General features: G+C 59.9%; 11 protein-coding genes. 3 read left to right on the forward strand and 8 right to left on the reverse strand.

The annotated features are described in order from the left end of the window. Positions 1-12 precede the first annotated feature (12 nt). The gene (locus tag IPK17_RS24635) at positions 13-1,014 is read right to left on the reverse strand and encodes an AfsR/SARP family transcriptional regulator (protein ID WP_343420347.1); all 1,002 of its coding nucleotides are present in this window, start codon (positions 1,012-1,014) and stop codon (positions 13-15) included. A gap of 126 nt (positions 1,015-1,140) precedes the next feature. After that, the gene (locus tag IPK17_RS24640) at positions 1,141-3,330 is read right to left on the reverse strand and encodes a RelA/SpoT family protein (protein WP_343420348.1); all 2,190 of its coding nucleotides are present in this window, start codon (positions 3,328-3,330) and stop codon (positions 1,141-1,143) included. Between the two features lie 118 nt (positions 3,331-3,448). Here IPK17_RS24640 and IPK17_RS24645 point away from each other — a divergent pair, with 118 nt between their 5' ends. Beyond that, complete coding sequence (locus IPK17_RS24645) at positions 3,449-4,696, forward strand: molybdopterin molybdotransferase MoeA (protein WP_343420349.1); 1,248 nt, start codon at positions 3,449-3,451, stop codon at positions 4,694-4,696. Positions 4,697-4,706: 10 nt separating this feature from the next. Continuing rightward, positions 4,707-5,189: a vitamin K epoxide reductase family protein gene (locus IPK17_RS24650; protein ID WP_343420350.1), complete on the forward strand. Its 483-nt coding sequence runs from the start codon at positions 4,707-4,709 to the stop codon at positions 5,187-5,189. A 65-nt stretch (positions 5,190-5,254) separates the two neighbouring features. Here the strand turns inward: IPK17_RS24650 and IPK17_RS24655 are convergent, their stop codons facing one another. The 6 genes from IPK17_RS24655 to IPK17_RS24680 form a co-directional block, all read right to left on the reverse strand. Next, a complete protein-coding gene (locus tag IPK17_RS24655) occupies positions 5,255-5,947 on the reverse strand; it encodes a hypothetical protein (RefSeq protein WP_343420351.1) in 693 nt (230 codons plus the stop codon). Positions 5,948-6,120: 173 nt separating this feature from the next. Then, entirely contained in the window at positions 6,121-6,870 is a 750-nt protein-coding gene (locus IPK17_RS24660) for a S1 RNA-binding domain-containing protein (RefSeq protein WP_343420352.1), read from the reverse strand. Positions 6,871-6,907: 37 nt separating this feature from the next. After that, positions 6,908-7,594 carry a hypothetical protein gene (locus tag IPK17_RS24665; RefSeq protein ID WP_343420353.1) on the reverse strand — a complete coding sequence of 229 codons (687 nt, stop codon included), beginning with the start codon at positions 7,592-7,594 and terminating at the stop codon, positions 6,908-6,910. Between the two features lie 91 nt (positions 7,595-7,685). Beyond that, positions 7,686-9,794: a pre-peptidase C-terminal domain-containing protein gene (locus tag IPK17_RS24670; protein ID WP_343420354.1), complete on the reverse strand. Its 2,109-nt coding sequence runs from the start codon at positions 9,792-9,794 to the stop codon at positions 7,686-7,688. Between the two features lie 67 nt (positions 9,795-9,861). Then, positions 9,862-11,106 (reverse strand): M23 family metallopeptidase, encoded by a 1,245-nt coding sequence (locus IPK17_RS24675; protein WP_343420355.1) that lies wholly within the window; start codon positions 11,104-11,106, stop codon positions 9,862-9,864. A 3-nt stretch (positions 11,107-11,109) separates the two neighbouring features. Further along, positions 11,110-13,221: a TolB family protein gene (locus tag IPK17_RS24680; protein WP_343420356.1), complete on the reverse strand. Its 2,112-nt coding sequence runs from the start codon at positions 13,219-13,221 to the stop codon at positions 11,110-11,112. A gap of 121 nt (positions 13,222-13,342) precedes the next feature. Between IPK17_RS24680 and IPK17_RS24685 the strand changes: the two genes are divergently transcribed. Further along, positions 13,343-14,413, forward strand: a complete 1,071-nt coding sequence (locus IPK17_RS24685; protein WP_343420357.1) for a LysM peptidoglycan-binding domain-containing protein — start codon at positions 13,343-13,345, stop codon at positions 14,411-14,413. Positions 14,414-14,465: the final 52 nt, after the last annotated feature.

Raw genomic sequence — 14,465 nt, forward strand, 5'->3', positions numbered from 1 at the left:
CGGACTTCGAGTTCAAACGCGCAGCGATTCACCAAATGCCTGCAGGCTGGGGAGCAGATCCCCGGCCTGTGTCCGCGCCAACTCCGCTTTGAGATTGTCCAGACACTGCCGCGCTTCCGCGGGCATATTCAACCCCGCATACAAACGCACTACACTTTCGACAATGTCCTGCCGCGTCCGCTGCATCGTCGTAGCGCGCAGATAAAACTGGAGCGCACGCCGATCATCACCGCGATCCTGCACTACGCGCCCCAAGGCGGCCAACGCCTCACAGAACGTCATCCGCATATTGGCGCGGCGCGGCTTAACCCATTCGAAATTCAGTGGGCTGAGGAACTCGCCATGATACAGCGACAGCGCCTGCATCAGCCTCACTTCCGCTTCATCCGGTGAGGCCACCAGCGCGTCCTGAACCAGCAGATTGAACAGCGACACGTCATAGCTCAACTGGAGGTGCGGCGCGATGTGATAGTAACCGGATCCGTACATCGTCAAATCCGTCTGCAGCACCTCATTGATCTTGCGTTTGGTGACATGGAACACATTCGTCGCCTCCCTGACCGGGAGATTCGGCCAGAAGGTTTCGAAGATTTCCTGCCGGGTAACCATGCCACGATCAATCAGGTAAAAGAACAGGGCGCGCGGCAAAACGCCGTCCCAGTTCTGGACTAAGCGCCCGTCCACAAACACGCGCCCAGCCCCTAGCGCATACACTTCCAGCAGCTTCGTCGGATTATTCAAGCGCTGGGAGTAATCCCACAGCATCGCCTCTTCAGCTACCGGCACAAGCGCCGTCAGCGGACGCAGTGCCGCATCCTGCAGCAGCTTGAGCGGCAAATAACGGGTGAGCAGATAGATCCGCGCGGCGGGTAATGCCGTGGACAGGCGCCGCAAAAACTCCACCAAGGCGTCGGCGTCGGCTCGGTCGCACTCGTCGAGGACGATCATACCCTCGCCAAGGTCAGCCTGCTCTGCCCGCGCACCATCAAACTGTGCCCATAGTTCGTCGCTCACGAGGCGATAGGATTGTTACAAGTCAGCCATAGGCGCCGACTTGAACATATTCTATTCTACTACATACATTCGAGGAAATGCTCACAAATTAACTCAATTGAGTCAGGAATACTCCATGATGATCGGCTAGATCGTGCTGCGCCGCCGGGCATCGGTGACGCTCGGAATGTTCTCCAGACGAGTGAGGATACGCGTTAACTGCTGCAAACTGTTCAATTCGATAGTCAGGTGGAACGTCGCGATATTGTGCCGCGTGTTCACAATCACCGTCGACATGTTGACGCGCTCATCGGCGAACATCGTGCTGATGTCGCGCATCAAGCCTTCGCGATCATACGCGATGATCTCGACCGGGACGCTGTAGCGCTGTTCGGCGCTCTGCCGGCCCCAGGCCACTTCGATCAGCCGATCCGTCTCGTGCGCCACGTTGACACAGTCCGAACGATGCACGGTCACACCGCGCCCGCGCGTAACAAACCCGACGATCTTGTCGCCGGGCATGGGGTTACAGCAGCGCCCCATGTTCACCAGTAGGCCGCCCGTCCCCATAATATTCACACCATTGGAGACATCAAGCGAGAGTGTCGGCGCTTTCGCCTTGAGCTGCGTGCGTTCGAGTTCTTCCTGCTCACGTCGTTCGACTTCCAAAATCTTGTTGGCAATCTGCCCGCCGTTGATGTCGCCCGCGCCCACATTCGCGAGAAAGTCGTCGAGCTTTTCGTGGCCAAACCACTTGGCCACCGTTTCGAAGGGTGTCACATCCAGCACGCCGAGGCGCTTCATCTCGCGTTCCAGCACTTCGCGCCCGGACAGAATGTTCTTGTCGCGATTTTGCTTGCGGAACCAGTAGCGGATCTTCTCGCGGGCGCGCGCCGTCGTCACAAAGCCGAGGTTCGGGTTCAGCCAGTCGAGGCTGGGACCGCCGCGTTTCGAGACGATGATTTCGACCTGATCGCCGGTTTTGAGCATGTAATTCAGGCTGACCAGCTTGCCGTGCACCTTCGCGCCGCGGCAGCGATGCCCGATGTCGGTGTGAATATAGTAGGCAAAATCGACCGGGGTTGCGCCTTTGGGCATATCGACGATATCGCCCTTCGGCGTAAAAGCATACACGCGATCCTGAAAGACCTCGGTCTTCATCGTATCAACGAACGAGGCGGCATCTTCGGTATCACGCCCAAACTCCATCAGGCGGCGCAGGAACGCGATGCGCCGCTCGAAAGCGTCGTCATGGCTGCGGCTCGTGCCTTCCTTATAACGCCAGTGCGCCGCGATCCCGTACTCGGCGTGCTCGTGCATCTCTTTGGTGCGGATCTGCACCTCAACCGTCTTGCCGTTGGAGTCGAGCACGGCGGTGTGCAGGCTCTGGTAGAAATTATCCTTCGGCGCGGCAATATAGTCGTCAAATTCGTTGGGAATCGGGCGCCAGAGGTTATGCACCACGCCGAGCACAATGTAGCATTCTGGCTTAGTCTCGACGATCACGCGCACGGCGCGCACGTCGTAGATTTGATCGAACGGCAGCCCTTTGCGATCCATCTTCTTGAAGATGCTGTAGATGTGTTTCGGGCGGGCGCTGATGATCGGGTTGTGGATGCCGTACTGCACCAGTTCTTTGCGCAGCGCGTCAATGATGCGGTTGAGGTACGCTTCGCGGTCAGCGCGGCGCTCGTCAATACTGCTGGCGATCTGCCGGTAAGATTCCGAGTCCAGATAACGAAAGCTGAGGTCTTCCAGCTCCCATTTGATTTGCCAGATGCCGAGGCGATTGGCCAGGGGCGCGAAGATATCGAGCGTCTCCTGCGCGATCACGCGCTGCTTGTCCGGCGACATATAGCCGAGCGTGCGCATATTGTGCAGGCGATCCGCCAGTTTGACGAGCACGACGCGCACGTCGTCGCCCATCGCGAGCGCCATCTTGCGGATGTATTCCATCTCCCGGTCGACGTTGCGGCTTTTCTTCTCGTCTGACTTGATCGGGAGCTTCTTGAGCTTTGTCACCCCTTCGACAATCGCGGCGATGTTCGAACCAAACTCGACGCGCAGTTCTTCTGTCGTGACGTTGGTATCTTCGACGACATCGTGCATGAGCGCGGCGGCAATCGCCTCCGCGTCCAGCTTCATCTCGGCAAGGATGTGCGCGACCGCCACACAGTGCGTGAAATACGGCTCGCCGGACTTGCGAAATTGACCCGCGTGCGCCGTTTCCGCCTTGAAGTAGGCGCGTTCGACCAACGCCCGATCATTGGGCGTGAGATCCGGCAGCAAGTCGATGAGCGACTGCAAATCCATAGTGAGTACGGGGGTCTGATTCATACGCGCCAACCTTGCTTTAAGATTATTTTAGCCATTTTACCTCAAATCTTCATTAGATGAGCCGAATTAGGTGAGCATTTGTGCTATAATTTCGGGGCATTGGATAGGAGAGAATGTTTTGCCCGAACTTCTGTCTGTCGAATCTGCTGTTACCCGCATCCTAGAATCGTTCCGCCCCCTGCCCGTCGAACATGTTGAATTAGTCGAGAGTTTGGGTCGCGTACTCGGTGCCGATGTGCGGGCATCGTTCGATGCGCCGCCATTCGCCAATTCCAGCATGGATGGCTTCGCCGTGATCGCGCAGGATACGCAAGGCGCGGAACAGCAGCAACCCGCGCGTCTGCGCGTCGTCGCCGACATTCCCGCAGGCACCATGCCCACCCGCGCCCTGCTGGCGGGCGAGGCTGCGCGCATCATGACGGGTGCGCCGCTGCCCGAAGGCGCGAACGCGGTCGTCCCCGTGGAGCAAACCGACCAAAACTGGCGTTCCGGGGAAAATCACCCGCCCTCCGCCTATGTTAGCATCTACCGGACCGTCAATCCCGGCGCCTACGTGCGCCCACGCGGCGAAGACTTTTTCACAGGCGACACGGTGCTGCCCGCGCTCACGCCCATTCGCCCGCAAGAACTCGGCCTGCTGGCGGCGCTCGGCTCCCAGCGCGTCCCGGTCATTCGCCAACCCCGTGTCGTGATCTTGAGCACAGGTGATGAGCTGCTCGACGTGGATCAGCCACTCGCGCCCGGTAAAATCCGCGATGCCAATGGGTACACGCTCTACGGGCTGGTCAAGACCTACGGCGGTCTGCCGATCCGCTTACCCATCATTCGCGACACGCTCGCCGATGCGCGCGCGCGCTTTCAGGCAGCGCTCGCCTTACAGCCCGACATCATTTTGAGTTCGGCGGGTGTCTCCGTCGGCGCCTTTGATGTGGTGCGCGCGGTCGTTGAAGAACTCGGGGCGATCAATTTCTGGCGTGTGAACTTGCGCCCGGGCAAACCGCTCGCCTTTGGACACGTTGGCGGTGTGCCGTTCTTCGGTCTGCCCGGCAATCCGGTCTCGGCGATGGTCACCTTTGACGTGTTTGTGCGCCCCGCCCTGCTCCGCCTCACCGAACAGCCCGACGCCGTCCCGACCATCACCGCCGTGCTCGAGGAGGACACGCCGTCCGACGGCCGCCGCAGCTATCTGCGCGTCAAACTGCGCCGTGACGGCGCCACGTGGGTCGCGACCATGACCGGAACACAAAGTTCCGGCGCGCTCACATCGATGGTGAAAGCCGATGGCATCATCATCATCCCAGAGGGAGTTACTTTAGCCCGCGCCGGCGAGCCATTTGCCGTGCGCCTGCTTCGCGATATTCACTAGAGAGGAATTCATGGCTACCGTCGAAATGACCGCATCTCAGGGGAAAAACAGCCGCACGTTACGCATCATCAGCCTCGTCGTACTCGCAATTGCGCTGTTTGTGACCGGGTATTTGGCTTACACCAAAGCCACAAATACTCAGGTCGCCTGCTTAGAGGGCGCGAACATCAGCTGCGACTCGGTCAGCAGCAGCATTTACGCCTATTTTCCGCGTGGGACAGGCATTCCCGTCGCTTACCTCGGCTTTTTGACCTGGCTGGTGATCGCCGCGCTCCTGCTGCTCGAAAATCGCGTCGGCTTCCTGCGCGAATATGGCGCCGTACTGCTGCTCGGCATCGCCGTATTCGGCTTCCTCTTCCACAGCTACCTCACCTACACCTCGATTGTCTTTGTCGGCGCGATCTGCCCGTGGTGCATCGGGGCGCATGTGCTGATGACCATTCTGCTGATCGTGCAAGGCATTCGCACGTATCGGCAGTTCTTCGCCCGCTAGAATAAAAAGGGATGAGTCAGCGTGCGCTGAACTCATCCCTTTTGCGTCCTGAAGCTGCGGCTTACTTACTGAGGAACCACCGGCGCGAGCCAGTACTGATTCGCCCCGTAGATGCTCGAAACTTGGCTTTCCGTCGCCCAACCGACCAGACCATTGCCGTAATCGATCTGGAAGTAGACCAGCCCGTTAACGCAGGTCGGCCCATCGAGCACGGTGAACGTCGCCGGAGCATAGACAACGCGGAAGCCCGCGCCGCCGGGGGTGGCGCGCAGCGTGCTGAAGCGCTGAGCAATTTCGCCCTGCTGACCGATAACGAGCTGCGGAGCGAGCGACGCGCCGCACGGATCAACCGGGACAGGCGTGTTCGTCGGAACCACGGTGTACGGTTCCAACCAATACAGATTAGCACCATACTGGCTGGTAACCTGGCTCTCGTTCGCCCAACCAACAATGCCGTTGCCATAGTCCACGCGGAAGTAGATCAGGTTATTCACGCATTGAGGACCATCGACGACGGTGAAGACCGAACCGGCCGGCATAACGCGGAACGCGGGACCACCAGGAGCTTCACGCAGGCTGCTGAACTGCCGAGCCACGCGACCGGTATCACCGATCAGCAGACGGGGGGCAAGCGAGCCAACACAAGCCTGATTGAGCGTCGATTCAGCGGGAGCGGCGGTGTCCGCTGCGAACGTCGGCGCAACCATCAGGATGGCCATGCCGACGAGCAGCAGCGTTACCAGAAGGGTCTTTCTCATAAAATTCCTCCAAGGGTGCTAATCGAAAAATAAAAGGCGGAACCGCCGTGCACGAGGGGGGCGCTTCCTCTTTAGGAAAGTATACCATTACTCAGTAATTTTGGACTACAGCTAAGAGGGGGAATTTAAGAAAAGAGGCGAAAGTAATGAAGAATAACTTTCGCCCCTAGTGACTAACGTCGGCTCCCGCGCAGCGTCCGCTCGAAAATGTCTTCCATCTCGCGTTCGCGCTTGCGCTTCTGGTCTCCGCGCTTGCCCTTCTTGCCACCGCGACCTTCGCGTTCGGGCATGGTTTGACCGTTCGCTTCCATCGCCCGGCGTAATGCCACTTCCATCGCAGTCGGCACGTATTCTTCTTCTTCGTCCGGAATAGCCACAGACTTCGCCGAGGGTTCCGGCGGCATTTCCAGCGCCTTCAGGCTCAGGTCAATGCGCTTCTTCTTCTTGTTGACCTTGATGATCTGCGCGCGCACATCATCGCCCACCTTGACGACATCCGAGGGCGAATTGACGTAGCCGCTGGCCAGTTCGGAGACATGGATCATGCCCGGGCGTTCCGCGCCGATTTCCACGAACACACCGAACTTCTCCAAACGCACGACCTTGCCCATCACCACCGTGCCTTCGCGCACATCATCCCACGACATCATCGGAGGCTTGACGAGCGACAGCGCAATGCGGCGATTTTCGAGATCCACCTTGAGGACGTAGACGGGAACTTCTTCCCCCGTTTTCACTACATCTTCAACGTTGCGGACATTCGGCTTGCCAAGCTGCGAAATATGCAGCAGGCCGTCGACCCCGATACCGATATCGACGAATGCGCCGTACAGCTCAATGCGCTTGATCGTCCCCTTCAGTTCCATGCTAGTACGCAGTTCTTCAATCGAACTGGGTTTGTTTACCGTAGTTTCTTGCGTCATATCGCTCCCCTAGAACTCACGTTGTTTGTGTTTAACATCACCCGCCGGTAGCCGTCGGTGTTAATGTAATCGCCGGTGTAACTTCAAAGTCTTCGTTGGTCTCGCTGTACTGCTCAAACGAGCCATACCCTTCCCACGCATGCAGCGACGTCGTGTTGATCAGCAGTTCCATTTGCGACGGCACCACATACAAAGTCGCAAACACTTCACTTGTCTCGCTGATCGCGCCGGTCGCGCCTGCCGAGAAGACATAGATTACCATGTCCCGGTCTGGGTAGATGATATTGAGCGCCGCTTGATCGTCGGTGAACGGACTGCCGACCACGTAGGTCGGTTCACCGTAACGTTCAATGACGTCACCGAGGGTCATGGTCGGCGCGACGCGGAGCAGCAGCACCGAAACCGTTTCGCCATCGTCGCTGAACATCTGGCAGCAGGCCGAACCACCCTTTTGATTCCATTCGGCGAGCGCAGCATTGCTGTTATCGTCCGTCTGCGTATTCAAATTCTCGATGGTGGTGTCGTCTTCCAGAATGGTGAGCGCATCGCTCCACGTCGTCTCACCGGGGGTGATGCCGCGCCAGCATGGAGCTTCGCACGGTTCTCCCGAAACCAAACTCGTATCTTGCAGCATATTCGGATCACGAAGTTCAGGGGGTGGCGCACAGGCGGCAAACAACAATACCAGAGCCAACAGCCCCGGCAAAATGAAGCGAAGTTTCATTGGCAAGACACTTTCATCACGAAGCCTGAAAACGGCAGAATATTGACCGGAGCAGCGGGATGCTGCCCCGGCAGAGTTTGTTCGTGCTTGGCTACTGCGAAAGGGTGAGCGTATACGTTCCCGTTGTGCCACCGTACAGCGCACCGAAGTGAGTGGCTATGATAATATATTGTCCGCTCTCTGGCAAGGTGAGATCAGCGATTAGCGAATTTGTATTCTCGCCGGCCACCGCGTCGTCATTTTCCGCGACAAGGATGCCGCTCGGGCCGATCAAATACAGCGTCGGATCAAGCGTGCCGGACGTATTGTTCATGCTGATCGAGACCTGCGACCCTGCATCCGCCGAGAACACATACAGATCGAACTTGTTGTCGAACGTGATGCTGCCGTTGCGCGGTTCGGTCGCGCTGATCGGGAGCGCATTCTCCAGCTCGGACTGGTAGTTCAGCGAGTCAATGCCCGTGATGATGCCGCCTTCGCTCGGGAGTGCCGTGCCATCCGCCTGAATGGTGAAGCTCGTCAGGTAGCGGTCACCGACCAGCGGCTGCGCGGTATCGCTGAAGATTTCGCGACCATTGTAGGTCACGTATAGGTTGAACGAGACCGGAGCCGGGTCATTGCATTCATTCTGGAACCAGACTTCAACCTCATACGAGCCGGGCCGCGGGGGGGTATTGGTCGGCCAGTAGATGTAGGAGAACGGCGTTCCCGTCGGGACAGTGCAGTTGACATTGCCCGCTGCGGCCAGCGTTCCGCCGCTGCGAATGGTCGGCGAGTCATCGAACACCGCGTTCCCCGACGAGTCACGGACGAGGAGCTGCAGGTCGGCGTTGCTATTCCACAGCAAGCGCACTTCCAGCAGCCCGCGCGGCAGGTTCAGGAACGCCTCCGGCAGGTCGGTCGCCTGCGTGTTGAGCGACAACGTGTATGCGCCTTCCGTCCCGCCGAGGGCCTTCGCATAGCGCGAGGCGACAATCGTGTAATCACCAGCGGCGGGCAGCAGCGCATTGCTGATCAGCGAGTCGGTCGCGCCGACGCCGAGGTCATCATTGGTGCCAATGATGTTTCCCGCTGCATCGAGCAGGAACAGGAACGGATCAAGGCTGCCCGTGTCCGCATTCATCGAAATCGTGACGAGATCGTTAGCCGCCGCGCTGAAGCGATACGCTTGGTACGGCTGGCTCGTTGTAATCTGTCCGTTGACGAACGCGCCGAGTTCAATCGGCTGCGCGCCCGCGATGATCTCCGCGGCTGAGGCCGGTAGATCGTCCGAGACGACACCGCGCAGCGGGTTGATCGTACCACTGCCATCACCCGCGATGCGGAAGCTGCCCACGAACGTTTGCGTCGGGAGGAGCGTCGCTTCAATGGGCGTGAGCGCCACACCGTCAATCGTCGGCGTCACCGTGAACGTGACCGGATTATTGCCCGCGCACGATTCTTGGAAGTAGACGATCACTTCGTAGCTGCCCGTCGGCACACCGCCCGGCGACCAGGTCGCGCTTTCGGTCGGCGACTGCGCGGTCGTGACTTCGCAGCCCTGATTGATGTTGCCGCTCAACGCGCCGCCGCTAGCGACCGTGGGCGTCTCCCAGTACAGCGAACCACCGACCGGGTCACGCACTTCGAGATCGAGATCATCGGTCGAATTCCACGTCAGGCTGATCTGCATACCGCTCGTCGTCACAACCTGCCCAAAATCGAGCGTCGCCTCGGCGGTGGCGGGCTGCTCACCCGTCGCTTCCGGCGTCACGGCCTCGGTAGTCGGCTCCGCCGTCGCGGCTGGCTGCGTTCCCGCTGCATCCAGCGTGAGCGCCAGCGTGAACGTAACTTCGCTCACCGACTGTACGCCGCCCGCCTTGAAGACGGTGACGTAGTACAGGCCATCTTCCGGCAGCGTGATGCCTGACAACGTGCTCGTCCCGGTCACTTCGGTGTCGACCACCTGCGCCAGCGCATTCCCCGATGCGTCCGTCAGAATGAGCGCGAGCGGCACACCTATTTCATTCGACGCCAGTACGGACAGCACCTGGTTCGCCTGACCTTCCAGCGTATACACCTGCACAATTGCACTTTCATTCAGGATGCCGCTGACAGGCGTCCCCGGCGCCAATACGCGCCCGCCTTCCTGCGCCAACGCTGGCAGTGTCACCAGCAGCAGCGCAATCAACGGGAGCAGACGCGCAATTTTACTCAGCATGGAGTATTCCTCCTTCGCGAATGGTTAGCGAGGTTAGTTTAGCTGATTGCGTAGGCATATGCTACGTTCAACCTGACGCTTCCACTACGTTCGTCGGCTGAGCGTCAGGTTCGCGCGGGGTAAGATCGACGAAATTGGTCGTCCCTTCTACCACGTTGACGATCTGTGAGATGCGTTCGCCTTCGACATTGGCGATGACTTCCACCCGCCCAACGGGCACATCCCCTACCACGAAATTCTCATCCCAGATGGGGTCGGCATTCACGTCGATGCTCGTACCTTCGTAGATATACGTCGCCGTAGTATCTATCGTCAGCCCGGTCGCATACGAGCGAACGGTAATGTCGACGTCATCGAGCAGGTTGCCGCTGCGATCCGTCAGCCGCCCGGCGATGACGCCCGTGCCGACATACGGAACCATCCACAGCACCGGATTGACCGATGCGCCATAGATGTTTTCGCCGTAGCGCACTTCAAAGTGCACGTGCGGCCCGGTCACGCGCCCTGAATTACCGACCAAACCAATCGCGTCGCCCGCGTTCACCCGCTGGCCGCTGAAAACCAGAACCGCGGAGAGGTGCGCGTAAAGTGTATAAAGCGGCTGACCATCGTAGCCGAAATCATGCTCGATCAAGACGACATTGCCGTAGGATGAGGTGCTCTGGAACCCCGGCCCGGCCCACGCGATCATGCCCGAACCGGCAGCGCGTACCGTCTGCCCGATGTCGTTCGGCATGTCGATGCCCGTGTGAATGCGCCACGCATTTTCCGGGCCATCCGACCCATAGGGATAGTAGAACAGGCCGCGATTGGTCGCATTCGAATCGACCGGGCGCAGGAAGTAGTAATGGTCGCGCCCCAACGGATCACGCGAGAGCGGCGGAATCAGCGGTGGCGGCTGCCATTGGACCGCCGCGCGCGTCACCGCAATCGAGGTGAGCGGGATTTCTGTGGCGACCAGCTGGGGAGTCAACACAGGGCGCGTCGGCGTGGCGGGCACGCTGAACTGCTCCGCCGCCTGACCGCCGAGTTCACTGGCGGTGATGGGCGTGCTCCCTAAGCTGACGGGCGCGACGGTCGGCGGGACGAACTCGCCCGTCGGGATCGCCACGGTGGGCAGCGGCGTACTGTCCTCGCCAAATCCTGCTTCGAGGATTTGTTCCCACGCGTTCACGGCTTCGGTCGGCGCGCTCTGCGTCGGCACGATGACGCGCAGTTCGGGTGCGGGTTGCGCATTCGACCACAGCAGAAAGATGAAGCCGCCCACCACGAGCAAGACGAGGACGAAGGCCGTCACACCACTGCGCTGCATCGCCTACCCTTCCTGCGTTGCTACTGGCGCGGGCGTGGCGGTCGGCACAAACCCACCCAACTGCGACTCCGCGTAGATTTCGCGCAGCGACTCAAACAAACTCAAATCATCCGCTTTCGTGAACAGCCAATAGTTGATCGAGGAGGCGTTGGCGCGCCAATCGTCGCCTGCAGGCATCCGGTTCCAGCCATAATCGACGGCGAGTTCGGTCAGATCGATGTAGTAGCCTTCGGGCATCACCGACTTCAAGCGGCCGCCTTGATCATAGGCTTCGACATCGCCCTGGGTGCGGCTGGCGAAATCCCACGGCATATGGCGCAGTGGTTCGCCCAACTGACCGGACTGCGCGTCATCGGAAACGCGTACATACACGCGCCAGTAGGTGTTCACGCCGACATCCTCGCGCACAACTTCAATGGGCGGCGGGAAGCCCACAATCCCATTGCGGGTAATCCCGAAGGCGCGCCCGGTTTGCAGCCAGTTCGGGCGTGGCTCGCCCGGCTGCGGCGGGCGGGTAATCTCCCAGAAGGCATCATCCAGCCGCCCGAGGAAATCAACGCCGGTCGATTCGGCGACCTGTTCGCGCAGTGCGATGAAGGAGTCGTTGACCCGGTCGCTCAACACGGCGGTTTCGACCGACACGCCGCCAATCGTGTTCAGGCGGTACGGCGGATCCGCGTTCAAGCGTTCTTCCTGTTCAATGTAGAGCGGCTCAGTCACGGCGAGCGGCAGACCGCCCGCATTGACCAGCGTCTGCGGCAGCGCAGTCAACGTCCACGAGAGCGAGGTCGCGCCCGCCTGCGCCGGAATAATCGCCGTGCTCACGCCCGACCCGGCAAACGGCGTCACCACCAACTGCGTCCCGTCAATCGAATCGACCGCCGCGACCAGGCTGCCGCCATCCGGCGACCACGCGGGCGCGCGTCCCGGTGCGATCACCTGAGCGCCACCCGAGCCATCCGCGCTCGTGACGAAGACCTTCTCCAAGCCCACATCGAACGCGCTGTAGGCGATCCGGTCGCCATCGGGACTCCACGCCGGGTGATCTTCCTGCCGGGTGGGCGTCTGCGTCAGGTTGACGACGCTCTGATCATCGAGCGAGAACGAGTAAATGTCCTGATTGCCGTCGCGCCATGAGACAAAAACAATGTGGCGGCCATCATCGCTTTGCGGCGACCACACGGGCGAGAAATCCGGCGCGTCGGAGTTGCCGGGCAGACGAATCGGTGATTCGGAACCGTTCAACACGCCCTGAATATTCATCACGTAGATGTCAAGGTTGTTCCCCTGATAGCTCTCGTAGACCAGCCATTCACCATCCGGGCTCCACTGCGGCGCTGCCTGAAACGAGAGATCGTAGGTCAAGCGCGTGGGTTCTTCCTCGCCGATGTTCAGCACGTAGATTTCCCAGTTGCCGTCTTTGTGTGACGCATAAGCCAAGCGCCGACCATCCGGCGACCACGCGGGATCGCGTTCGTCCGCCGGGTCGTTGGTCAAGCGGATCGGGTCACGACTGCCAATGGGAACGCCCCAGAGGTCAGATTGACCACGTTCCCGGGCCACGTACGCCATGGAGCCGCGCACGCCGAGAAATGCGGGCTGAGGTGTGGCGGTGGGCACCGGGGTATTCTGCAAAATAATCGACTGTGTCGCCGTCGGTAACGCTGCTGCCGCGAGATCGAGGGGGGCACCGCCCGAAGTCGTCGTCGCGGTGCGCGCGGGATTGGTCGCCCACAGCACCACCCCGAACAGAATCAACAGCAGCACGACCGTTACCGCGCTCAATGTCCGGTTCTGCGCTTTGAGCGGATCTTCCGTAATGGTCGCCTTGATTTGCGCCCGCGCCGCGCGGCGCGCCATCGCGCCGCCGCCCGCCTGGGCCGTCTGGGCGCCGCCGCGCCGCAGGAGGTTGACGAAGATCATCAACACCGCCACCAGCAAGCCCGCAAACGGACGCAGAATGCGCCATACGGTGCGCGCGATGAACAACACCACGCCCGCCACCGCGCGGCGAATCAGCAGCAAGCCTTCGAGCAGCGCATCAATGAGCGCAATGCTCAGCTTGAGCAGTACCACACCTGATTTGTCTGTGAAGCGATATGCACGTAAAAGCATCGACTATGTACCTTGGTTTACAATCAGGAATTGTAGCCGCGAACAGTATTCACAGCAATCGTATGGAAATATGCTACAATGCCTACATCCACCCACAACGACTATAGGAGTTTTGGCCTCGATGTCTCGTTCAGTACTCCCATTGCTCGTAATCCTTGCCTTGATCCTGATGCTGGCCGTTGCGCCGGTGGTCGGGCAGGACGACAATGTTCATATTGTCCAGCCCGGCGAAAACTTGTTCCGCATCTCGCTCCAGTATGGCGTGCCGATGACGGAACTTGCGCAGGCCAATGGCATTACGAATACCTGGCAAATCTTCGCTGGGCAGCAACTGCTCATCCCCGGAGATGAAGCCGTCGCCGAGGCGGCGCCTGCCGTTTCCGAACCAATCACCGCGGTCGAAGAACCCGCACAACCCGCAGAATACCACACGATCGCGCGCGGCGAAAATCTCGCGGCCATTGCGCGCCAGTATGGTATCAGTGCGGAGGCGTTAGCCCGCCTCAATGATATCAGCAATCCGAACATGATCTACGCGGGTCAGCGGCTGTTGATCTCCGGCGTGCCGAGCGAAGACGCGCCTGCCGACGACACCGAATCGCTCACGCTCGACAGCGATCTCATCAACCCGAACAGCATTCGCCACACCGTGGCAAGTGGTGAGAGTCTCGCCTCAATTGGCACGCAGTACGGTGTGAGCTGGCTGGCGATTGCGCAGGCGAATAACATCCTCAACGCCGACCAAATTGTCGCGGGGCAGGAACTCATCATACCGAACGTCCTCGCCGGGGCCGCCGCCGTCGAAGGCGCCGCTGCTGCCCCTGCCCCCATTCATGGGGTCGGTCGCGAAGTGATCGTTGACCTGAGCGAACAGCGCGCTTACGCCTACGAAAACGGGGTGCTCGTGCGCAACGTCATCGTATCGACCGGGCTGCCCAACACGCCCACGGTTCGGGGCGACTTCACTATTCAGCGGAAATACTCCGCGCAAACGATGACTGGCCCCGGCTATTACCTCCCCGACGTGCCCTATGTTGCCTACTTCTATGCGGGCTACGCCCTGCATGGCACCTACTGGCACAACAACTTCGGCCAACCGATGAGTCACGGCTGCGTCAACCTACCGACGCCCGAAGCCGAATGGTTCTACAACTTCGTGGATATCGGCACCCCAATCCACGTTCAGTCGTAACCAATCAACAGGCGATCCGGGTGGATCGCCTGTTTTTTTCCTGTAAATCCCC

Source organism: Candidatus Flexifilum breve, from assembly GCF_016713355.1.